Raw genomic sequence first — 22,843 nt, 5'->3', positions numbered from 1 at the left:
ATCGGAGCGGGGGAACGTCGGTTTACGCATACAAACGCTGTCTTCATGTTGGGGGCTTATCTGCCTCTAGAACGACAGATGAGACAGCGGTCTAGATGGGAATCCAACAAGAAGCAGGGAGTTCTAGCGAAACTATTCGGCTCGTAGCGATCGTAACGATTTCAGAGAATGAGACGATTGGGGGCTAGAGGAACAATCCCGCGATCGCGGCATTCAGTAGCGTGGCGACAAAACCGACGAACAAGGCGCGTAGGCCGAGTTTCGCCAAGTCAGAGCGTCGGTCGGGCGCCATGGCCCCAATCCCACCGAGCTGAATCCCAACAGACGAAAAATTGGCAAACCCAGTCAGCGCGAACGCCGCGAGTTGGTAACTACGCTCCGACATCGCACCCGGAATTTCCTTCAGTTGCTTCATATCGAGGTAGGCCATGTGCTCGTTGATTGCAAGTTTCGTTCCTAGCAACTGCCCTACAGTGGACTGATCCGCCGATTCGATTCCCATCAAAAAGGCAACGGGGGAAAAGAGCTGTCCGAAAATCCATCGCAACGAAAGTTGTTGCTGAAACCAAGACGTCGGAATGAGCCCCAGCAGCCCGTCAATCATCGCGACAAAAGCGACGAACACGATCAACATGGCTGCCACGTTGAGAGCAAGCCTCAGACCATCTGTCGTTCCCGCTACGATCGCGTCGATGCCGTTGACATACGCTGACTTTGTACTCTCGATCGCGGTAGTGCCGCTCGTCTCGGGCACATCGACTTCTGGCATAAAGAGTTTGGACAGATAAAGGCTGCACGGGCAAGCCATGATGCAGGTCGTAAGAACGGCTACCGGATTCGCACCGTAATTGATGTAGACCGCCATCATTCCGCCAGAAATGTGCGCCATTCCACTGGTCATCAAAGCAAAGAGCTCGGAATTGGTCATCCGAGGTACGTAAGGTTTCACGATCAAAGGAGCTTCGGTCTGCCCCATGAACACGTTAGCCGATACCGACAACGTTTCCGCCCCGCTTGTTCCCATCAAATAGACCATGACCCGCGCCAGAACGCGCACACACCACTGGAGCACCCCGTAGTGATAAAGTAATGTAAAGAAAGCGGAGACAAACAAAATGGGTGGTAGGGCTTTGAATGCGAAAGGAAAGAGAAAGTTGTCGCCAAACGTACCTGCCATGTGGTCGACGCGTGCCAAATTTCCAAACACGAACTCCGCCCCAGCGTCGGAAAACGAGATAAAGGCTTTGACGACTTCTCCTAATCCCTCCAGCGCGCGATAGACCGAATAGGTTTCCCCGCCGATCTCCAACTCCCCTCGCAAGACGAGCAGTGCCAAAACAAATTGAAGGGCAATGCCCCAGCCAATGGTTTTCCATCGGACCGCGCGCAGATTGACCGAAAACATCGCGACCAATCCAAAAAAGAATAGGATCCCTATCGCGGCTTGACCACGCGTTCCAATCGAGGATTGCATCGCGTAACCGGCAGACGATAACAACCCGATGAACAGGCCAATCAGTACCCGCCAAAGCAAGGGAGTTGGATCCAACGCGTTAGACGATCCGTTGGAGGTATTGCCGTTGGAGGTATTGCCGTTGGAGGTATTGGACGTGGAGAGGTCGGGTACGTTGGGCGCAGAGCCCTCGAGACTGGCTGGCATAGAGTTCGTCGCATCGGTAGTTTTGGGACACGAGAGGTTGACTCAACGTATCGAGCTACCATGCTTCCTGCAAGTGATCCAAGAGGAGGGGTTGGAACTCCGTTGCGAATCGGTGCAAAAAAAGGGAGCCGAAGTGAATCGGCTCCCTTTGGAAGTTTTATTCTTTAGATCGACAGAACAAGGATCCTAGTAGCGATCGCGTCCACCGCGTCCGCTGCTGTAACCGCCGCCACCGCCGCCACCACCATCGCGGTCGCCTCGGTCACCACGGTAGCCGCCACCGCCGCCGCCGCCACCACCGCGTCGACCACCTCCACCACCGCCGCCACCACCACCACCACCGAAGGATGGACGTGGTTCACGAGGACGAGCCTCGTTGCAAGAAATACGTCGGCCAGCGACTTCTTGATCGTTCAATGCTTCCACCGCATTTTTTGCTTCCTCGGGGTTCTGCATTTCAACAAACGCAAAGCCTCGCGATCTCCCAGTCTCCCGGTCGACGATAATGCTCACCTTGGCAACAGTACCGTATCGAGAGAAAGCCTCACGAACCTCGTCTTCCGTCGCGCGAAACGAAAGATTCCCGACATAAATATTGATCACGTAACCAGACCCTTTTCACGACACTGCAATCCGCTCCATTACATTGAATGCGATCGGATGCAATCAACCAAACAAACCGTGAGCCAATCCACCAAACTCCTGAGCCAACACAAATTGAACCAGACTTGTTGAAATAGCTCCCACAAAACGAACCGTTGGAGCGTCAACCACATTGAGCACGCGCCGATGCAAACAAACCACCGAAGCACTGAATAGGTTGGCAAACCTAGGCAACGACGCGTGGATTATCGGACTGGGCCATAGCCAAGTCAACGGATATTTCTCAAGCCCCTTTGGGATTCACTGAAAATCCAACGGGGGTAAGGTTTCTACCATTGAAGACAGGTTAGTTCGCCTTTGTTTTCCCAAAAAACTCCTGCAGAAACGCGCGAAAACTTGGCCACTTCCTCCCTTGTCTTTCCCCTGTGGGGGCTTTGTTTTGCCGCCTACCTCGATCGCCAGTAGCGAACTGTTTTGGCCAGAGCGGTGATGACGTTCTTGATCTCCTTCTTCACCGTGAATCGAGGACCTGCGGGGACGAATAGATTCTTTCCCTCTCGGCGGACCGTGACGTTCTCCGCGATGATCGCCCGCAATAGCCAAGCTGCCATCGCTTCGTCGTCACAGACCACGCCAACCCACCCGGGGGCCGTCGATTCAAAAGCTGGTAAACCGCTCGCCAACGTGATCCCCCGACACAGCTCGTAGACAACATCCCGGTATCTGTCCGGATCCGAATCGATCTCCGATCTGTCGACCGCCTCGAGAAGAGTGCCTCGATGAGGAGGGCCACCTGCTAATGCCAAGTCGCAAAAGCTGGTCCATATCTCACCCCAAGGGACTTCGCCGAACTCTTCGCTCGGAAGCTTCGCCGACCCCATCGATCGAGGACTTACCGGCTCGCGGTTGCGAGCGTACTCGGGAGGCAAGGTCTCCCGGATCCGATGCTCCAGTCGCTCCCAATCCCGATTTCGATCAAGTCCATCTTCCGTCCAAGCACACCTTCCGAACTGCAGCGCACCTAACCACTTGCCCAGCAAGATCGAATCCAGCCCATCGAGTGGGTGAGACTGCTCCATCGGAATTCTATAAGTTACATCACGATCACGATGGATCCACTGCGACTCCATATCCAATTCCTCGCCCACTTCGATACTAGTAGAACCGTTCCACGTCAGCTCAATGCAGGGTGCTTTGATAACAACAGGATGCACCGAACTCTTTGGTGAACGGAAAGCAAAATCGGCGTCGAGCCCGCGTCTCCGGAACTCCCACACCAACTCCACTACTTCGGTCCGCCTCTGCCGCTCGCTTTGATTTTCTTCTCTCGGTTCATCCTCTCTGATCGGATCGATTGGGCCGGGAGGCTCCGTCAAGAACAACCAATTCGCATTCGGTGGCGTCCTCACGGAGGAGATCAAAAACTCGCACCAGTCGCGAGCATCCATCGGAGCTGCCAGGAAGAGCTCGAGGGGGCTTCGTTCGGGATACTGCCTCGCATCCAATCGATGCCAAACGACCCCGTCGCGTACCATTTCCCACCCACGCGACGTTCGTCCAATCGGTATCCAAACGAGGCGTTTGCAGTTCTCTTGACTGCATGCCTTCCAGAGTTCGTCCCACACCCGTTTGGAGCGGTTTGGATTCCATTGGGAATTCACCCAGAACACATGACTGCCTGTGCGAGATCGCAGCCGAGTCGCGAGGGATTCCCATGCGGAATCGGGATACCGGAGGGGTGAATCGATTGTGATGAGGATTGCTTCGTCTGTCGAGGACACGGTTTCCATCCTCGCAGCATAGTTAATTTTCTTGAGAGAGCAACGTGGTCCGTTCTACAGCCATCAAATCGTCGGTCTCGGGGAAGTTCGGAACGCTCATTCGTACTTCGAAGCGTCCCGGAACCGCTTCTCGCAACTTCTCCCAATCACCGCTTCGGAGCAACAGAATCTCGCTACCTTCAACCCGCGGGGAACCTTCTCGCTGCTCCTTCTCTAAGAATGCCTTCCACCCCGTAAATTCGACCGGTTGTCGGCTGTAAAAAACGACGCTTGGACGAAACAAATCCATCATGCGAATCGTTCTTGGCTCGGTTGTTCGTAGTTCGTTGACTTCCTGTGCAAGCCTCTGCGGGGATTGCCAAGGACGTAACTTCGGTGCAGCAACATGCCAAATCAACGAAAGGAAGAGGGCGGATGCGATTGCAAATCCGTATGGTAGTAGGTGACTCTCGCCTCCTCGCTGAGCAAGTATCCCTGCGATTCCCATGATCGCCAATGGTAGGCCCATCCACCAGGACGCGCCGACGAGTTCCCAGAGTGCCGGGGATACTTCTAACGCGCCGATCGGGCCGATTCGATTGATTCCTAACCAGCCGACACCGGCTAGACCAATCGTCAGCGTTGCTCCGACGAAAAGCAAACAGGTCCAAGCGATCGATTGCCATCGATGCCATCGCTTCGCATCCCGCCTCACCTCCATGAAGTAATAGCCGATGCAGAGGGCCAAAGCGGGATAAGCGGGCAGCACATAATTCGGCAGTTTGGTGCTCGCCATGGAAAACACGCCGAGATAGATGGCGATCCAAACGCTTATCCATCGCACTTCTTGTGAGCAATCGCTGCCGCGAAAGGATCGAATCCAAGCGAGACAGGCTGGAATGGCAAACGCAGACCATGGGTAGAGACCGATCAAGCAGGCGAGGAAGTAGTAATAAAAAGGGCCTTCGTGATTGTCCATCGCTTGCGAGAATCTTCCCAGATGATGGACGCCGATGAACTCGTCAAGAAATCTTCCTTGGCTCCGGAACTCGGCCAGATAGTACCAAGGTCCAGCAATCATCGCCAAGCACAAGAGTCCGAGCAGAGGGCGAACCGCAAGGAACGATGTTGCGACCGATCTCAGGCGAAGTGGATCGAGAACGCAAATCATAATGTTGCGCCGATGTGAGTCGGCGACGTGAGTTGGGCCCCGTAGTCGCTCGGTGACGAGATCTCCGTACACGGTCCATCCGATGATGGTCGCTGGGAACAAGAATCCGATTGGGCCTTTTGTTAATACGGCCAAAGCGATGCCGCTGTAGATCAAAAGCCAAGTGCGCCTTGGTATCGATTGCAGTCGGGCGATCGCATGGAGAGGAATTTCTACTCCGCGGTAGGCAATCAGCCACGTTCCCAGGCTTGCTGTGATGAACAACGTTAAATAGGCATCCGCCGTTGCAGAACGTGCGACCATGGAAAACATTAAGTTAGTCGCGAGCGCAAGACCAGCAAAGAATCCGACCCAAGGATGAAAGAGGCGGCTTCCAATCCAGTAAACAACAAGTACGGTCAAGACGCCAGCAACGGCACTGCCGAGCCTCGCACCGGTTTCATTGGTACCGACAAGCAAGAACCCGATTCGCATCCCCCAAAACATCAACGGAGGCTTGTGTGCAAACAGTTCGCCGTTAAAGGTGGGAAGAATCCAATCGTCCCGTTGGTGCATTTCGAGGGCGACCGACGCATAGTAGCCCTCGTCCTGATCGAATAACCGCGTCTCCCCTAAGCCAGGCAGATAGAGAATGCCGCTCAACAGGAAAAGTATGATCAGATGGCCCCAATTTTGCGGATGGCCCCAATTTTTTCGTGCCGGTGGGGCTGGGGACGGATAGGAGACTCCGTTCATGCCGCATCGCGTTGGTGCGAGGATCCTTTGGTCGGTCGCGTGACGCGTTCGGTGTTATTTTGTGCAAGGCCCGCGAGGGGACGGCGCTGCATCGGAACCGAATCGGATGGTGATACGCAGTGGTAGGGAGCTGCGCGGTGAAGATAGACCGAGCGGGGGGCGTGAGGAAGTTCGGTGCAGTTGGTTGTTTCCGCGACCACATAGAGGGGACGCCGTTTCGATTCTTCGAAGATGCGACCGACGTAATCGCCGACCAAACCGACAGCCATCAACGTGGCGCCGTTGAAGAGCAGTTGGAAGCAAATCAACGAGCTCCAACCGGGCGCGGTGGTAGAAACGAAGAGAGCGACGTAGACGGCGTAGAATGAGTAAACGATACCGAGGGTCGTTAGGAGCATGCCGCCGTACAAGGAGAGTTTGAGAGGTAGGGCGCTAAAGGAGCTGATGGCAGTCCAAGCCAGTTGCATCAATTTCAGCGTCGAGTATTTGGTTTCGCCCGCGGCCCGTGCGGGCCGTTCGAAGGGGAGGACGCATTCGCGTAAGCCGAGCCAAGCGACCAGCCCTCGCATAAAGCGATGCTGTTCGCGAAACGCTCGAATCGCTTCCACTGCGCCCCGCGAGAAAAGGCGGAAGTCGCCGACTTCGGCGGGGAGGCGTTCGTCGACAGTACGTTGCATCAGTTTGTAGAACGCCGTCGCGGTCCATCGTTTGCGGAGGGTTTCTCCCTCTCGAGTGGTTTTGCGAGTGGAGACGACGTCAAAGCCTTCAAGTAGTTTTGAAAGCATGGCAGGAATCAGGGCCGGTGGATCTTGGAGGTCAGCGTCCATGACCAGGACCGCGTCACCTTGTGCGACATCGAGCCCTGCCGTGATCGCGGCTTGTTGTCCGAAGTTACGGCTGAATTGCAGGATTCGGATTTGGGGGAAGAGGTCCCCGTAATAGCGGAGCAGGTGGGGGGTTTCGTCGCGGCTACCGTCGTCGACGAAGATTAATTCGTAGTCGATTGGCTGGCCCGTGGGCTCGCGGATCGAGTCCAGGACGGGCAGGAGGTGATCGATCAAAGCGGGTAAGACCGCTTGTTCGTTGTAGACGGGTAGAACGACAGATAGCAGCATGGTTCTGGGAGGAATAGCAGGCTTGGGCAGTTTGCGTCAACATCGAAACGATGGGTTGGAAATGAATGGGATGGGAAGGAGGCGGAAGGGGAAGAGACCGATTGCAACGGGAATCTATGGAAATCGGGGGGGCTGGGATTGCCTTTGGGTGGCATCCGCCGATAATGGGGCTTGACCGGGGGCGATCTGGAATCGACCGGATAAGTTGAAGATATTGGTGGCATGTCGTGGTTGATCGAGAGGCCACGTTAATACTCGATTACTAAATTTAATTGCTGAGGAAAACCTCGCACTGGCTGCCTAATTACGGCAACCCGGATACCCAATGCCCGTCGGAGGCGTTGGAGTGTCCGTCGCAATTCCGAATCGCATTAGCCCGTGTCTCGCACGGTTGGTGTTAAAAAAGCTCGAGGCTGGCGCATTGCACCGAGGCTGACAACGAACGCAATGGGCGAGACCAATAACTGTTAGCTAAGCATGTAGAGGCCGTATCGGAAGTATCGCGGGACGCGGGTTCAATTCCCGCCGCCTCCATTCGCCACTGGCGAATAGAGAGTGGACAGGAGAAAGTTGAGCGGTAGAGAAGGTGGATCGGAGAGGGGTTAGTCCTTTCTCTCATGACCACCCCAACTATCGAATCTGCTTTCTCCTTGTCCACTCGGTCTACTTTCTACTCACTATTTTCTTCGGTGTTCGGTTTTCTGACCCAACGCGCTTTTTCCCCATCGCAACCCGAAAACGCTCCAATCGGTGGTGGGAAATGACTCGGCGATGGAATGACCACAAAGGGCTGCCGTCGTCGTCAACTTTGACTCGGTACTCCAGTTGGTCCTACCACGAGTACGCCTTGGAGGACGCCAGGTGGTTTGTGCCGCGACTCAGGTAGTAACCCAACATGGATCAACAGGATGGACAGGATAACACCCCTGTCTTCTGAAGATCCTGTGCATCATGTCCGTCCATGTACCTGACCGTTCCTTACTCGCAATTTGTTTCGATCCATCTGTGGGTGCAGAAATCCAAAAGACAAGGGCTGCCGTCGTCGTCAACTTTGACTCGGTACTCCAGTTGGTCCTACCACGAGTACGCCTTGGAGGACGCCAGGTGGTTTGTGCCGCGACTCAGGTAGTAACCCAACATGGATCAACAGGATGGACAGGATAACACCCCTGTTTTCTGAAGATCCTGTGCATCATGTCCATCCATGTTCCTGACCGTTCCTCCAGCGCTATTTGTTTCGATCCATCTGTGGATGCCGAAATCCAATAGACAAGGCCTGCTGTCGTCGTCAACTTTGACTCGGCACTCCAGTTGGTCCTGCCACGAGTACGCCTAGAAGGACACCAGTTGGTTTGTGCCGCGACTCAAGTAGTAACCCAACATGGATCAACAGGATGGACAGGATAACACCCCTGATTTCTGAAGATCCTGTGCATCATGTCCATCCATTTTCCTGACCGTTCCTCCAGCGCTATTTGTTTCGATCCATCTGTGGGTGCCGAAATCCAAAAGACAAGGGCTGCCGTCGTCGTCAACTTTGGCTCGGTACTCCAGTTGGTCCTACCACGAGTACGCCTTGGAGGACACCAGGTGGTTTGTGCCGCGACTCAGGTAGTAACCCAACATGGATGAACAGGATGGACAGGATAACACCCCTGTATTCTGAAGATCCTGTGCATCATGTCCATCCATGTTCCAGACCGTTCCTCCCATCAGCCGATTTTCTCTTTGGGCAATCCACCGGACGGAACGGGTCGTCTATCAGCAGCTGATGAAGCCAGGTCACGAACTACTCAGTTCGATGATCCGCAAGGCTGGCGATTGGAATAAAGCCATCAACCTGATTCGCAAATCGGGAGTTTATCGATGGTCCTGGTGGGGGATTCAAACGCAAGAACTCAACAACCCTGATTTGCCTGAACACATTGGGTACTACGGATTGCGTGGCAGCAAACTAGCGAAAGCGCCCTATGAGAAGTGCGTAGAGCTATTCAAAAGGGCCGCAGTCAATGAAAGCCAACTTATGAATCGTAACCAAGAAATTCCAACTTACCACCACACTCAGAAGGCCCCACTTTGCTTACTGATCTACGCACTTGCTCTTGTGTTCCTTGTTTTGGGTGAAACCATCCAAGATGCGCCACCGATTCCTTGGCTGTTCCCTCCCATTGGCCTGCTAATGATTATCGTTGCCGCTTCGTTCCATTACTTGACGGTTGAGGACCGGTGCGAAATGCTTTCAGTCCGCTTTGGTCCGGTCCCATTGTTTCGCAAGACCTTGCAGTATTCCGAAATCGTAAAGGTCGAAGTCGGTCAGATGTTACTTTTGGACGGTTGGGGTATCCACATGAGTATGCGTGGTGGCTGGGTTTGGAACCTATGGGGCCGGGATTGCGTAGTCTTGCATTTGAAAAAAGGCACGTTGAGAATCGGAACCGATGATGCCAAAAATCTGGCTTGTTTCATCGAGCAGAGAATTGGACCATGACTGTAAACCTCTTTACCAATCTCCCGTCGAACTTACCCGACGAGCTTTTTACAACTTTGCTCGAAGCGACCAACTTGCGCATCGAACGTATTGTTTCGCATGGTCATTCATCGCCTGACGGCTTTTGGTACGACCAAGATCAACACGAATGGGTGCTTGTTCTACAAGGTGCCGCTCGGTTGTCGATTGAGGGTGAATCAAGGGAACTGAAGCCCGGCGATTGCATGAATATCCCAGCACATCAGAAGCATCGGGTCGAATGGACTACCCCTGACGAGCCAACGGTTTGGTTGGCTGTGTATTATGGAGATCCCCGGACATAGGTTGACCGCTAAGTGATCCAGGGCAAATCGACCCGCACAGCGGGAAGGAGAATCGAGAACATGATGCGATCCGTGCTTTGCGCACAGTTGGGCTTCTTTCTGGTCCTGGCGTTGGTAGATCAGGCCTCCGCTGAAGAAGTCGTTATCCGACCCCAGCCGAAAGCTGGCCCTTTGGACAATCCACTCAAGGGCTGGTGTCCCTACACGAACGCAGGCAAGATTCACCAGCCTTACTCGATGGTGTTTCAGTACATCTCCTGGCGAGAACTTGAACCTTTGGAGAACGATTTTCAGTTTGACGAATGGGAGAAGTCTTGGAACGTCGAGTCGGCAACGGGAAAGCACATCGTCTTTCGGGTCTATGTTGACTACCCATCCAAGCCTTCCGGCCTTCCCGACTGGCTTCGGAAGGCAGGCGTGAAAGAGACTCCCTACGAGGAGTATGGGGGCGGCAAGTCGCCTGACTATAACGATCCTCGGATGGTTGAGGGACTGGAGCGACTGATCGCTGCGCTGGGCAAGCGGTACAACAACAATCCACGCATCGCATTTATCCAGTTGGGCCTGCTTGGTTTTTGGGGCGAGTGGCACACGTACCCTCAAACGAAACTCTATGCTTCGCCGGAAACGGAACGCCGTGTGATTGATGCCTACCGCAAAGCGTTTCCCAACAAATGCCTCATGGCTCGCTACGCCAGAGGAGATGCTGGCAAGCAAGATTGGCTCGGATTCCACGACGATATGTTTCCACAAGACACCGATAACGGCAAAGACTGGAGCTTTCTCGCAGGAATACGTCGAGAAAAGCGTGCCGACAACTGGAATGTCTCTGCTATCGGCGGTGAGATGGTTCCTGGCGAGGCAGAACGCTGGCTGGGCGAGGATTTCGAGACGACACGAACCATGCTGGATCGATCTCACTTCTCCTGGGTTGGTCCGTATTGCCCGGCATTGACAAATCCCAAGGACGACATCTTCCGCAAGCGCAGCGAGGAGATTGTCCGCAAGCTGGGGTACGAGTTTCAGATCACGGAGGTAGCCCATCCTTCTCAAATGAAGTCGAAGCAACTGGCTATCGTTACGTTGAAGGGAAACAACCTCGGAGTCGCCCCGTTTTACTACCCGTGGAAGGTGGAATGGGCATTGTTCGATCCATCAGGGAAATGGGTCACACACCAAGAGACGACTTGGGACATTCGGAAATGGCAACCCGGCTCATTCTCCGAGAAAGCTCAACTCACCTTTGACGTGCCGCCCGGAACCTATCGCTTAGGAATCGGTATTCGGGACCCTTGGCAAGACCGTCCGGCGATTCGTTTTGCCAACGAGTTGACAGTGCGTGATGGTTGGACACTTTTATCAGACATAAATGTGTCTGATTAGCGTGGAGCACTTTGCTGATTCGTTGAACCCATCTGAAATCGACGCCGCCTTTGCACCACGACGAGTCGGATCCACGCTACGTGAATCGGGGGGACTCATCGCCGTATTGAAATTCATCTGCGGCTCGCCCGATTGATACCAAAGCGGATGCCCTGCGGGGCGCACCGCTGGTATTCGAGGTGTTACGTAATCAGCGGATTGAACCGTGAAGGCGCCGAGGGAATCTGTTAACGAGAAAATGCGGTCCGACGGAGTGCTTGGACATTGAAAGCTAGATATTCGAGCCCCGAACGCAGCGCGCAAATCTGGATTCCAACCAACAGTGAGCTGACCATTAAATCCAAAAGGCTGAGTTGGGTGTTTAGCCGATTGAAAGAGCTCAGCCAAAGTGTTCTGTTCGATATATGGGAGAGTACGCCAAAGGGATCCCGTTCTCGAATAGGGAAAGTACTTGTTCACATGCTCAATCGCCCCTAACCTCGTTTGCTTAATTTCGATAAAAGTCGATCCACTTCAATGTGATCGTCTTTGGGGACCCATCGACAAATGCGTTCGGCAGTTTCAATCTGAAGCAGCCGTCCTTCAAAGGAAAGGTCTTGGTCGGCTTTCCATCGCTGTCGACCGCCTGAATCTCAAACCAATACGGGCTCTTCTTGTCGAGCGGAGTTTCTTCCTTGCCCTCCATCCATAACCTGACACTGCCGTCTTGACTCGAAACCGATGCTTCGATTGTCACTTTGCCGTTCGATGCACTGAACTTTTCTAGTCCCTTCAAATGAAGATCAAGCACCACTGCGTCCGGCCATCGCTCACCGGCACGCTCGATGACGGCGTGGCTGATTCCGAATGGGCTATGGACCGAGAATACCACCTGGTTTTTTTCGGCCTTTACCACTACCCGGTCGTTTTCCCGCTTCGCGGTGACCTTAAAAGGTGGATTTTCATCGGCATGAGAGGTCGTCGACGCGACCACTAGCAGCAGTAACCAAGAGATTACGAAATTCGTTATGAGCGTGTTGTGGTGTTGCTTCATGATGGATAGGCTTCTATGGCGTACCAGTCGCTGGAAGAGAAAAGAAAGGTGGATAGCGTGAGAGGACTTCATTTTGAACGGCACAGAACGGATCGCATCGGCTGGTTGCGAGCCGCGGTGTTGGGTGCAAACGATGGTATCGTCTCAACAGCCAGTCTAATTGTGGGAGTGGCGGCCTCCAACGCCGCGAGCGGAGAGATCATGGTTGCAGGAGTTGCCGGTTTGGTCGCGGGTGCTATGTCTATGGCCGCCGGAGAGTACGTCTCAGTCAGTTCCCAAGCGGACACCGAACGAGCGGATCTCGATCGGGAGCGCAAAGAGCTTGCAACGGACCGCGATTTCGAACACAAAGAATTGGCGACCATCTACGTCAAGCGAGGACTGAATGTCGAGCTTGCCAATCAAGTTGCCGACCAGCTGATGGCGCATGACGCGATTGCCGCGCATGCGCGGGATGAGTTAGGTATTTCCGATATGACTACCGCTCGACCCATTCAAGCCGCACTTGCCTCGGCTGGAACCTTTGCGGTCGGTGCTGCAATGCCACTCCTCACCGTACTTGTTACCCCCAAAGCAGCCATGATCCCAATTGTGGTTGGAACTTCCATCGTCTTTCTTGCTCTTCTCGGGGGCTTTGGCGCGAAAGTCGGTGGTGCGCCGATCATCCGAGCAGCTGTTCGAGTCACGTTCTGGGGTGCTTTGGCTATGGGATTGACTGCAGGTGTTGGTGCATTCTTTGGTGCGGTTGTTTAGAAGGTGTACACCGTGATTGTGTTGGCATTGAACAGAGAGTGCATCAATCAAATCCAGTTTTTTGTAGCAGCCATATCTTTACGGCGTGGGGCAAGAACCCATATCCCAGTACCGTGGCTGTCAACAGTGGCCAACAGAACAACGGGTAGAGTACGCCTGCATCTGCCTGTTTAGCAAAATAGTCTAACGTAGCGACTTAGGTTGCAGAGGGCTTCGACTTGTTCCAGCAGCAATGGTCGAGCGAGAAGCAACCAGGGCCTGTTAGGAGAAGAGAGAGATAGCCTAGCAAGTAGACAGCGGCTAACTCCTTGACCTTCCATGGGTCAGAACCGTGCACCAAGAACAACGCAACGAACATCGTAAAAGCCAAGGGAATCGTCGCCAACCGGGTCGCGAACCCTGCGATCAACAGTAGTGAACAGCCGACTTCCGCACCAATCGCCATTATCAAACTCCATTGGCTACCCAGCCCAATGGGGTCGGGAAATCCCGTCGACATCGCACTGAACCCTTGCACCTTGGCAATACCGTGCACCAGCATCAACCCACCCAAACCGACTCGCAACAATAGCAATCCTGCAGACGTGAACGATTCTCGCTTGGGACTCATCGGATTCTCCTCCGGATTGGTTTTTCCATCGCATGGGTTTCATCCTCCGCTGCCCGCGATGCTGGCTGCGTCGATATTGCGATAGATAGTGTACATGTAAACTAATGGCGTGTCAAGCTGTAGGTCGATGGGTGTCGTCCGTTCCGTCGGTCTTATCCCGCCAGCGATTCCGTGGAATCTCGGAGCTGGGTGGGGTGCGGGGATTCGGCTTATCTCTCTATACTAGGCCGACCATTCGAATAACGCGTTGGAGAACCCAATCATGATGAATCGCACCCTCTTCGTATCCAGTTTGGACCACAGCCGTCTTCATGACTTGGTAATCACCGCGAAACAATTCGCGACAGCCAACACGGCGTTGCTCGATGCGTTGGAGAGCGAGCTAGACAAAGCAACCATTGTTCCGCCTCGTGAAATTCCACCCTACGTGGTGACCATGAATACTTGCGTTCATCTATCCGATTTGGAGTCGGGTGAAGATCGCAAAGTGACGTTGGTCTATCCGAGCGATGCCAAACGGAACAAGGAATGCCTTTCGATTCTCACCGATTTGGGAGTTGCGATCATTGGATACTCGGTGGGGGACACCGTCGAGTGGAACTCACCCACAGGCGTTCGCAAACTTAAGATCAATTCCATTGAGTTCCAGCCTGAAGCGACCAAGCAATACGACTTGTGATCGAGGGGAATCGGGTCGGATCACCCAGACTCTTTATCGTGGTTTGGATCAAGGTTGCCGTGGGGGGATTCTTCGTCGCCGTGCGCAACCGGTAGTCTCCAATTGCGTCGGATCGCCATGTAGCGGAGTCCGAAGCAAAGACACCCTCCTGCGATAGAGACGGGCAGCGAAGGTAGTTTCCATGCGTTCCCCGCCACGACCACGGCGGCACCGCATAGGGCTGCCAATGCATAAAAGTCCGCTCGCAACACTGCAGGAATCTCTGCAACCAAGAGGTCTCGCACCATGCCACCCCCGATTCCAGTCAACATCCCAAGCATGATTGCAGGAATCGGATCGAGATGAAAGGCTAGCGCTTTGTTTGCGCCCGCGACGGCAAAGAGCGAGAGCCCTACCGCGTCGCACAGCAATAGCTTGGACTTCAACCGATCGATTTTCGAATAGCGAAAAAAGGTGACCAAGCCAGCCAAGAGTGAAACGGCCAGATAGCGCCAATCTTGTATCGCGCGAGGAGGAGTCGATCCGATCAAAACATCTCGCAGGATACCACCCGAATTGGCTGCCGCAAAGGAAAGGACGAGAACTCCAAAGATGTCCAGTTTGTACCGAACTCCCATCATCGCGCCGCTCAACGCGAAGACGAATGTCCCGGCGAAATCCAAAATGAGATTCAGCGTCTCCATAAACAGTAACCCCGAAATTATTCCGACAACGCAGAGCGTTGTTCCGGAGGTTCACCGGGCGTGTGTTCTGGGACAAAAATGGTGACGCCGTACCGAGGTGCTGCGGCAAGGAGTATTTGAATGTCGGCTGGAGTGGGGGGAGGTGCGATGGAGTCACTGTTTGACAAGGGCCGTCCAACTTCCAAGAACATCTCCTCCAAACCGGCTGGCGCAATCGATATCAGCATGCGCGCTGTTCTTTGGCTTTCGTTTTTGAAGCAGTGCAGGCTGCCAACGGGCATGTTGAGAAATGTTCCTTCCCCGGCCACGAAGCGACTGTCGCCAAGTTGGAAGGTCATTTCACCTTCGAGAATTAGAAACGATTCTTCCTCCCGACTATGAATGTGCGGTGGAGGTCCGCTTCCAGGCGGGACGATGGCTTCGAAGGTCGCGTATTTTCCGTCCGTCTCCTTGCCCGTTGCAAGGAATCGATAAATGTCGCCGACGACCCCGACTCGAGGACCTTCGCTCGGCTTGGTTATGGTTGCACGATTGTTTGCAGACATCGAATTCTCTTCTCCATTCCTTTGCCTGGCAACGCTGCGCGTCGGCGGCCTCGGGCGCTATTCTCGGTGACATCTACCCGACGCCTTGGCTCTCGGGGCGCGATTACTTGATCAGCGTCAGCAACATCACGACAGGTGATTCGGCTTGGATGCTATGGGGTGTGCCTGCGACCATTTGAATCCAGGTGCCCGGTCGACCTTCGACCGAGCGCTCTCCAACGGTCAGTTTGGCTGTCCCGGAGAGTATCTGAATCGTAGCGTCTAGCGGGGCGACATGCTCAGCGAGCCCGCTGCCGGGAGCAAATGCAAACAAAATCGCTTTTGTTTTGGGACTGTCGATGACAATCACCGATTTTTTGCCCGACTCGGGGATAGCGATTTCGTCGACAAGCTGTTTGATGTGGTATTCCGGCTGATTCATGTCGTCGCATCCGGTCGTTTAGTAGGTGGAACGTTTGCCTGCCAACATCGCTTGGCGGAGATCTTTGTCTACGGGAGAATCGGAAAGCCAAATTCCGAACAAGGCTTGTTTGAACGCGAGCCCCGGAATTAGACCTTGTACTTTCCCATTCTTCAAAACGTGAAGTCCTTTGTTTGGAACGAAAATAAAGTCGTACACGTCATTCTTTTTCACTTCGTCTTGAAGCGATTGTTGCAGTTGCTCGATTTCACGCGTGAAGGTTTCCGGCTTGCCATTCGTCGATTGGGCTAGGCCTTCTTCGAGCGATGCGACCAACGAAGCTCGGTTTACGAATCCGGATGTGATTCGGACGCGAATCGCCATCAGTTCATCTCCGTTCAAAATGGCTTGTGCATTTTGAGTCGGAGTTCGGAGGTAGAGACCACTCTCGTAGATTTGGACAAACGTCTTGGTGCGAACTCCCGCACCATTCAATTGAAGAACTTGTTCGCCGATCTTCAACTGGGGGCCCATTTCGGCACGAACCGCCGACACGAGCGTACCGATTAAGGTGAATGCGAGAAGCATGCTGCGAATGTTTGACATCATTTCCTCGGAGGGGCACGAACGAGCTATACGAATCCAGGCACTGGTCGACGCAAGGAACGTTCCCACTGGGGAGAATCGTCGACACGCCCCAGCGAGAGTAGCCGGTTGGCGACAGCAGGGAAATATCGAAAACCGATCGCTAGTAGATAGGAGATGAATCGGGGGGGCCGATGCAGCACACACGACGTGGTCAGCCCATCGGCACTTCGCTAGCAACGACAATCTTTGGGTCAAGACCATCGTTCAGCGAGAACCTTGGAAGCTGAACACGGACGCAGGTTCCTCTCCCGAAAACGCTCTCAACGTGCATCTCCCCGCAGCAGTTCTCGACTAAAATCCTGACCACGGCCAAGCCAACTCCGAGTTTCCCAGCGCGAGGAACATGGGAACGGTCGCTAAGCCGATTGAGTCCGATCATGGCATCCTCGGGGATGCCCACTCCGTTATCGGAAACTTGAATTTCGTAGCAACCTGGAAAAACACGAAGAGCGAAGGTGACTTGCGCATGCTCCACATTGGGGTCACGATAGCGCATTGAGTTCGAAATGATATTGTCGACAATGTGGAGCAATCGAGCGGGGAACCATTCGATGGATTCAGGCGCAGTTTCGATACAGAGAATCGCGTCCTTTGCGTTATGCAGCTTTTGCTGAAATCGAAAGACCTTCTCGACAAATCGGCCAACGGGGATTTCTGCGATAGAGTCCAAATGTTGCATCAATTCCTCGGCCAATTCCCAGTCTTCGAACAATTGATTGAGTTGCTCACATACCTTGGAAACGGTTTGGGACATCTGTACTAGATCGAGAACGGGGCCGTCGTTCCGAGAGACAATCTTTAGGTCCATCAGACAGTCTTGGAGGGCGTGACGCAGCACACTGTCACGTCTTCGCAAGCGATCAATTTCGAGTTCGAGTTCGACAATATAGAGCTCTAGATCGGACATTCGATCGTGATCCGATACTACGCTTAAATAGTTTTTCATACTTCATCCTTCATGGGCGGTTTGTTTGGAGTTCCTTCTTGCATGACTGGGTCGATTTCGAATCAGCTAAGTTGGCTGAGTGATTCCTGATTGTCTTGTGACTTGGTTACCGTATAGGCTTGATCGCCTTCGTGTTTTGTTAGCTGGAAGGACACGCCCACGTGCTCTTCGCGAGAAGCAAGACAATTCAAAACCGACTTCATTGTCACCGCGTTGAGAACGGAATCTCTGGGGCCGACTGCGTCGATGACCAACAGATGCTCTTCGTCTGCCGACAGCGAGATGCATTCCATCAGAAAGGTAGATACGAGTGGGTAGGGGACCAAGGCTCGATTCGCATTTGCTTGAAAGAGATCGTACTGCGGCTTGTCGGAGAACGCATAAAACACGCAATATCCAGGACCTGAATGCTTGGGAGTCACCAAAGGCTTGATCCGTGTTTTTCCTTCAAGAAGAAAATAATAGGGTGTTTTCATGTAGAGAGTATGCATCGTCCCGCCTCCAAAATTGGATCGCGTTGCAACTCGGATTGAGCTCAACACCAAACCTGAACATACCACTGCACGAGTTGTATTAGGTCGCAAATATCCGAAGTATTGCGTAATGCCCAGGCAACTGTAGAAGGCGTAGAATGTGTCCCGTAAATGGACAATCTAAAGCTGCAAAGATGCCATAATGTCTGATGCGGTGGCGACAGGACGAGTCTGTAAAATTGGATTCGAGCAGAAGGTATTGAAATGAAAACGCACCAAGACCAGGATGACTGGCGAATTCACTCCATGGTACCTATGGCGCACGTGGCGGATGTCGACGCGGCGGCGCGATTTTATGCGTACCTGGGTTTTTCCATTGAGAGCCGGTACACGAGGCCCGACGGAGTCACGAACTTCGTCGGTTTGATTTCGCATGGGGCGAAAATCTTTCTTGCGCGGGCAAGTGGTCCGATTGCGCCAAGCCAACAAGCCGTGTTGTTCTACATGTATGCGAGCGATATTGCGAGTTTACGCGATCAGTTGCTTCTAAAGGGCTTAGAGGATGGGGGCGTGCCTCCTGGATTGCGTAAAGCGGGATCGGAGGGGCATATGCCCGAGAGGAACGCGGTCTATTCGATTTGCTATCCCTTTTATATGCCTGATGGGGAGTTGCGAGTGCAGGATTTAGATGGTTACACCCTTTTGATCGGTCAGCTTGGATGATGGGGAATGGGCCCTTGTAGAAGCGTACAGGACTGATCTTGAATCTTTTTTTGAAAAAAGAGAGACTTCTTTTCGGTCGATTCAAACGCTTGATTGGCAAGGAAGCCGAACAAATGCATGCACCTCACTGGTTTGAAGTGTTGGCGGGTAGCTATCCCTGGGTTATTCCCTTGGTTGCGGTCACTTCGTTGTGGTTAGCAAGAGGAACGGAAGATGCTGGCTTTCGCCGCATCGCCGAACGGGTCTTTTTCGGAGCTCTGCTGTTGGTCGCATGGGGGACCCTTCGAACGATTCTATCGAACGAAGGCTGCTGGATCATCCATACGTCTTCCATGGCGGCGATGATCGTCGGCGCGATTTTCCCCTCTCAGCTCGAGCAAACCACCGAACAAAGCATCGGGTAGGTAGCAATAAGATTCTTATTGGCGATCGAAGATTCGCCATCGTCGGGCCGCCGCTTTGCTTGGCGCTGCGGCATCAGAAGTTTTTGGCCCTGTCTTCGGGGAAGTATTTTGTTTCGTCGCGTGCGTGATCTTTTCTGGGGATTGAAGTGCTAAGGCGGCGGGATGCAATCGTAGGAGGCGGGACCAAGTTCCTTCGAGCAATCGAATAGCAGGGTCACCATTGCCATCCACCCAAGCGCGTTTGGCAGCGAATGCGCGATTGCGAAGATCGGCTCTTTCCGATTCGATTAGAAAGTCGTTGCTAACCCGGACCGAATCGATGGCAACCTCTCCTTGCCCTGCGATGTCGAGTTGGAGTTTATAGATCCTCGACGTGTTGTCGCTCCATTTGGCAGACAGTTCAGCCGTGAAATCGGCCACCCACTCCCTCCATGCTCCTTCCGAGAAATCGGTGCGAGGTTGAATCGGCTTGGTCGGGCCTGTCTCGAAACGCGCGGTATTAGGATTCCAGAGGAGAAGTGTGGCCGACCCTTGTTCGATCTTTCCGTGCGACTCTGCGACGTGGAGTTGGAGGCGGAGCCGATTGCGGTCGGATTCGAAGTTGGTCGACTGCAGCCATGCGATCTCCCCTGCGGATTGAAATCGAATTTGCAATCCGGCTCCTGCAGCGAATCCTGCGTTATCTCCCCACATGACAGTGGCTTTAGGGTTCATCGATGCAGCCCATCCCGAGGCGATTTCGTTCCCCTTCGACTTGGGTGGGAGTTCGAAATCTTCGTTTTCAAGCAGACCGGTTGCGGTGTGTGCCGAGCTGAGATTCGTGACCGATTGATCCATCGAACGAAGCATTTGATCCACCCGCTCGAGCGTCCCCTCCTGTTGGACTCGCCATTGTTGGATCGATGCTCCATCCCCAGTCCAGCGAAGAAGGCGAGCGCTGTACGGACTGGATGTCAAAGAGTGGTGATCGGTGGCGGACAATGTTGCATCCGCTGGGACACGATCGATAGGAATCTGCTGCAGATCGCTCGGTGGGGTGTTCCAAGAAAACTCGAGGTGGCAGTTCCAGGGCGTGGCATTGATGATGAAGGCTTCGTGGGTCTGATTGCCGGCATCGCTACGCTGCCAGATCTTGATCCGTTCCATTGCTGGTTGACCATGGACACGAGGTACAACATTCGCTGCAGCGAACCAGGATAGAGATGGAACATTGGGTTGGCCGAGCAAGTAGTGACGATCGAGATTGCCGAATGCGGGAGCGCGAAACGTTTTGTTCACGGGGCCAACCATCCACCATTCCACGAGCATGTCCCGACCCGCAAGGTCGTTACCCGGATCGATCGGTACGATTTCGATTCGTTTGGTTTTGATGCCTCCTACGGCGAATGTGTTTGGTACGAAGACCCGTTGCAGATCGCGTCCGAGGCTTTCCATCGTCGTGATAACTTGCTGAAACTGCCAAGCCTCAAACGATTTTTCATGGATCGATTCAAAGACCTTCATGCGATCCGCACGCGTTCGAGGAACATTTCCTGCTAGACCGGTTGCGAAAAGATCTAAGATTGGGTCCGCAAGTAAATTCCATTGTCTTGGGATCGATAAGTGGCTTTCGGAATCGATCAAAACGGCGTACCCCACGTAGCCCGGTTCGTCGCGATACATGTTGTCAAACTCCAGCCAAAGCTCCTGCAGACAGCGTATCGCTGCGGCGGAGAGTGGATTGCGCCGCGCGGTGACCGGGTCGCCATTGCCCGCGACGAAGAGGAGCGATTCCATATCCTCCCGATGAAAATGCAGAAATTCGCCGAGCGGAAAATTCAGTTCAAAACATGGCAAAAACGCGATGTTGAATTCGTGACTCAAGCGGTAGAGGTATCGAACGACATCTTTGTCGATCGGGTCGTTTCCTGTATCCGAAAAAAGACCGGTTTGCAGCCAAGGTTTCGAAACGAGTTTTCGAGTTGGATAGAGCGTCGAACCTTTGGAAAGGATCGGAATCGAGACTTGTCCAACCCCGCGGCTCTTCGCCGAGGCGAACCAATTTCTTAGCGCAATATCCATCGATTCCCAGCTGTCAGATGCTTCACCGGTAATGTTTTTGCCGAGTTCGAGGAGGGCTCGCCAGTCGTCGACGCTCAAGTACTCCGTAACCAAGCGGGAATCTGATCGGCCGGTTGATTCCTCGGGCGAGGACTCGCTCTTGTACCCATCGAGCAAGGCGGATTGGGCCGCTAGGTTTCCGATGCGAATCGACTCGGTGAGAGAGCGATTCGCGATTTCGATGACCACTTCTTTTTGAGAAGTCAGAAACGCGATCGACCGCAGCGATTCGACTTCCTCGGTTACTTGGCTCGATTCCAGCATGCGTCCAAGTTCGTCTAACCTTGGTCGCCATGGGCGTTCGACAAGCAATCGCATAGCCCCGCCTCGCGCATTGGCTCCCCCTGCTCGAGGATCTGAGTTTTCTGTCGCCTCCCAGACTCGGATGTGTGCCTGCTGCCACCAGCCTTCGATGCCGACATGAAGGGTGAGGGGAGTTCTCGAATCGGCGATGTGGAGAGGGATCCGAATCGACTCATTGGGTGGAATTAAAAATGGATCTAGCCGATTCGCGTCCCCTTTGGAAAACCATTTCTTCGTCGCCCGCCATCGATCGATCGCTTGGTTCCTCCGAAGATCGGAGTGTTGGACGGGACGACTGGTGGAGGTCTGCCAGAACGAGTGGCGTCGCCAATCCCACGTAGGTTGAGCGCTTTTGTTCGACGCACTCGCATCATCAACTTTATCGGCGAAGGCAGCGAATTGAACAACCCGTTGCACTTTGCTTTTGGAATGGGTCCAATTCGACAGAAACCGTTTGGGCTCTAGACTGCAATGCAATTCCAGCACGCCTCCTACATCGGGTGCTATGGCTCGAATGGCTATCGGATCACCCGAGCCCAAACTGTTGAGCGGAACGGATTGTTCGGTTTGCCAAAGAACTTCATCGCTCCCAGCGCGCACAAGTTTGGCTTCGAATTTGCCTATTTGGTCGCGCCAAGGAAGTGCCTTGGGAGCGACGCTTAATTCCAGCGGGGCGCCCGATTGAACGACCCAACTGGTTCGTTCGCTCAGGATCTGCAGGGGGTCACCTGGAATGCGATCCAATCGAAGGGTCGCTCCGTCATGCAAAGGGAGTTCGATCGGCCCGTCTTGCAAGGAATCGAGTAGCGAAACCCAATTCCATTCGATCTCCTTTATAGTGGGGGAGGATTTCTCACGGTCTTGGACACGCTGACTTTGGATGATTAGTTTGAGGGTCGACTGAAGATTGGACTTCCAGTGGAAATCGCCTCCGCCGAAGAGGGTATTGGAATCGGTCAATCGAAGGGGAGCAGCAGGGGATGCGATCCAAGATCCGGAGTCATCGGGATTGATACCGAGTTGGCGAATCGGCAACACTTCGCTTCGAGAGGGAAGCCATTCCACGGAAAAATCCGAGAGCTGCGGAGATCCCCAAGTGATTCGCAGGCCGACCGGTTCCAAGGTCGGTGCTGATGCGTTCGGGGAATCGCCTGATTGAGCTTGTACGCGAGGTGGGGCGACGAACGGAAAGCAAGCAATACAAAAGAGCAAACAGCGTACGAACGATCGACACGCAGCCATGCGGGCACGCGTGAAGTCATCCTGAATGAGCTGCTTGAGCCAATGATCCATCATTGCCAATTC

General features: G+C 53.7%; 22 protein-coding genes and 1 other RNA gene. 8 read left to right on the top strand and 15 right to left on the bottom strand.

Annotated features, from left to right (window positions below; all coding sequences use genetic code 11):
• Positions 1–184: 184 nt before the first annotated feature.
• The 5 genes from SH467x_RS04010 to SH467x_RS03990 form a co-directional block, all read right to left on the bottom strand.
• A complete protein-coding gene (locus SH467x_RS04010; RefSeq protein WP_482370004.1) occupies positions 185–1,660 on the bottom strand; it encodes a NupC/NupG family nucleoside CNT transporter in 1,476 nt (491 codons plus the stop codon).
• Positions 1,661–1,846: 186 nt separating this feature from the next.
• Positions 1,847–2,263, bottom strand: coding sequence for an RNA recognition motif domain-containing protein (locus SH467x_RS04005; protein ID WP_482370003.1), 417 nt, complete (start codon positions 2,261–2,263; stop codon positions 1,847–1,849).
• 446 nt (positions 2,264–2,709) lie between these two features.
• Positions 2,710–4,044: a hypothetical protein gene (locus SH467x_RS04000; RefSeq protein ID WP_482370002.1), complete on the bottom strand. Its 1,335-nt coding sequence runs from the start codon at positions 4,042–4,044 to the stop codon at positions 2,710–2,712.
• 22 nt (positions 4,045–4,066) lie between these two features.
• Positions 4,067–5,836: an ArnT family glycosyltransferase gene (locus SH467x_RS03995; protein ID WP_482370001.1), complete on the bottom strand. Its 1,770-nt coding sequence runs from the start codon at positions 5,834–5,836 to the stop codon at positions 4,067–4,069.
• A gap of 89 nt (positions 5,837–5,925) precedes the next feature.
• A complete protein-coding gene (locus SH467x_RS03990) occupies positions 5,926–7,044 on the bottom strand; it encodes a glycosyltransferase family 2 protein (protein ID WP_482370000.1) in 1,119 nt (372 codons plus the stop codon).
• A gap of 177 nt (positions 7,045–7,221) precedes the next feature.
• On the opposite strand from SH467x_RS03990, the gene ssrA reads away from it, so the two are divergent.
• From ssrA to SH467x_RS03970, 4 genes are all read left to right on the top strand, one after another.
• Positions 7,222–7,581, top strand: a transfer-messenger RNA (tmRNA) gene (gene ssrA / locus SH467x_RS03985).
• Between the two features lie 1,153 nt (positions 7,582–8,734).
• Positions 8,735–9,532 carry a hypothetical protein gene (locus SH467x_RS03980; RefSeq protein ID WP_482369999.1) on the top strand — a complete coding sequence of 266 codons (798 nt, stop codon included), beginning with the start codon at positions 8,735–8,737 and terminating at the stop codon, positions 9,530–9,532.
• Positions 9,529–9,855, top strand: coding sequence for a cupin domain-containing protein (locus tag SH467x_RS03975; protein ID WP_482369998.1), 327 nt, complete (start codon positions 9,529–9,531; stop codon positions 9,853–9,855). Before SH467x_RS03980 ends, SH467x_RS03975 begins: the two co-directional genes overlap by 4 nt.
• 60 nt (positions 9,856–9,915) lie before the next feature.
• On the top strand, positions 9,916–11,238 hold the full coding sequence (locus SH467x_RS03970) for a DUF4832 domain-containing protein (RefSeq protein ID WP_482369997.1): 1,323 nt from the start codon (positions 9,916–9,918) through the stop codon (positions 11,236–11,238).
• Here SH467x_RS03970 and SH467x_RS03965 read toward each other — a convergent pair.
• Positions 11,215–11,697: a DUF1559 family PulG-like putative transporter gene (locus SH467x_RS03965; protein WP_482369996.1), complete on the bottom strand. Its 483-nt coding sequence runs from the start codon at positions 11,695–11,697 to the stop codon at positions 11,215–11,217. The two genes, SH467x_RS03970 and SH467x_RS03965, sit on opposite strands and share 24 nt — an antisense overlap.
• A 28-nt stretch (positions 11,698–11,725) precedes the next feature.
• Positions 11,726–12,271, bottom strand: a complete 546-nt coding sequence (locus SH467x_RS03960; protein ID WP_482369995.1) for a hypothetical protein — start codon at positions 12,269–12,271, stop codon at positions 11,726–11,728.
• A 15-nt stretch (positions 12,272–12,286) separates the two neighbouring features.
• Between SH467x_RS03960 and SH467x_RS03955 the strand changes: the two genes are divergently transcribed.
• Positions 12,287–13,024, top strand: a complete 738-nt coding sequence (locus tag SH467x_RS03955; RefSeq protein WP_482369994.1) for a VIT1/CCC1 transporter family protein — start codon at positions 12,287–12,289, stop codon at positions 13,022–13,024.
• A 196-nt stretch (positions 13,025–13,220) separates the two neighbouring features.
• Here SH467x_RS03955 and SH467x_RS03950 read toward each other — a convergent pair whose 3' ends face one another.
• On the bottom strand, positions 13,221–13,634 hold the full coding sequence (locus SH467x_RS03950; RefSeq protein WP_482369993.1) for a DoxX family protein: 414 nt from the start codon (positions 13,632–13,634) through the stop codon (positions 13,221–13,223).
• Positions 13,635–13,896: 262 nt separating this feature from the next.
• Between SH467x_RS03950 and rnk the strand changes: the two genes are divergently transcribed.
• Positions 13,897–14,313 carry a nucleoside diphosphate kinase regulator gene (rnk, locus tag SH467x_RS03945; RefSeq protein ID WP_482369992.1) on the top strand — a complete coding sequence of 139 codons (417 nt, stop codon included), beginning with the start codon at positions 13,897–13,899 and terminating at the stop codon, positions 14,311–14,313.
• 20 nt (positions 14,314–14,333) lie between these two features.
• On the opposite strand, the gene SH467x_RS03940 is transcribed toward rnk, so the two are convergent.
• The 6 genes from SH467x_RS03940 to SH467x_RS03915 form a co-directional block, all read right to left on the bottom strand.
• The gene (locus SH467x_RS03940) at positions 14,334–14,996 is read right to left on the bottom strand and encodes a trimeric intracellular cation channel family protein (protein WP_482369991.1); all 663 of its coding nucleotides are present in this window, start codon (positions 14,994–14,996) and stop codon (positions 14,334–14,336) included.
• A gap of 17 nt (positions 14,997–15,013) precedes the next feature.
• Positions 15,014–15,541: a cupin domain-containing protein gene (locus SH467x_RS03935; protein WP_482369990.1), complete on the bottom strand. Its 528-nt coding sequence runs from the start codon at positions 15,539–15,541 to the stop codon at positions 15,014–15,016.
• A 103-nt stretch (positions 15,542–15,644) separates the two neighbouring features.
• Positions 15,645–15,962: a cupin domain-containing protein gene (locus SH467x_RS03930; protein WP_482369989.1), complete on the bottom strand. Its 318-nt coding sequence runs from the start codon at positions 15,960–15,962 to the stop codon at positions 15,645–15,647.
• An 18-nt stretch (positions 15,963–15,980) separates the two neighbouring features.
• Positions 15,981–16,550: a chalcone isomerase family protein gene (locus tag SH467x_RS03925; RefSeq protein ID WP_482369988.1), complete on the bottom strand. Its 570-nt coding sequence runs from the start codon at positions 16,548–16,550 to the stop codon at positions 15,981–15,983.
• 190 nt (positions 16,551–16,740) lie between these two features.
• Entirely contained in the window at positions 16,741–17,535 is a 795-nt protein-coding gene (locus SH467x_RS03920) for a sensor histidine kinase (RefSeq protein WP_482369987.1), read from the bottom strand.
• A 62-nt stretch (positions 17,536–17,597) separates the two neighbouring features.
• The gene (locus SH467x_RS03915; protein WP_482369986.1) at positions 17,598–18,026 is read right to left on the bottom strand and encodes a hypothetical protein; all 429 of its coding nucleotides are present in this window, start codon (positions 18,024–18,026) and stop codon (positions 17,598–17,600) included.
• A 246-nt stretch (positions 18,027–18,272) separates the two neighbouring features.
• On the opposite strand from SH467x_RS03915, the gene SH467x_RS03910 reads away from it, so the two are divergent.
• Complete coding sequence (locus SH467x_RS03910) at positions 18,273–18,731, top strand: hypothetical protein (protein ID WP_482369985.1); 459 nt, start codon at positions 18,273–18,275, stop codon at positions 18,729–18,731.
• Positions 18,732–18,769: 38 nt separating this feature from the next.
• A complete protein-coding gene (locus tag SH467x_RS03905) occupies positions 18,770–19,135 on the top strand; it encodes a hypothetical protein (protein ID WP_482369984.1) in 366 nt (121 codons plus the stop codon).
• A 15-nt stretch (positions 19,136–19,150) separates the two neighbouring features.
• On the opposite strand, the gene SH467x_RS03900 is transcribed toward SH467x_RS03905, so the two are convergent.
• Positions 19,151–22,834 carry a hypothetical protein gene (locus tag SH467x_RS03900; protein WP_482369983.1) on the bottom strand — a complete coding sequence of 1,228 codons (3,684 nt, stop codon included), beginning with the start codon at positions 22,832–22,834 and terminating at the stop codon, positions 19,151–19,153.
• Between the last annotated feature and the right edge of the window lie 9 nt (positions 22,835–22,843).

The sequence above is a fragment of the Brakhagea slesvicensis genome (genome assembly GCF_052161625.1).
Taxonomy (GTDB): domain Bacteria; phylum Planctomycetota; class Planctomycetia; order Pirellulales; family Pirellulaceae; genus JBKCUI01.
This window is presented reverse-complemented; position numbering and strand designations above follow the sequence as displayed.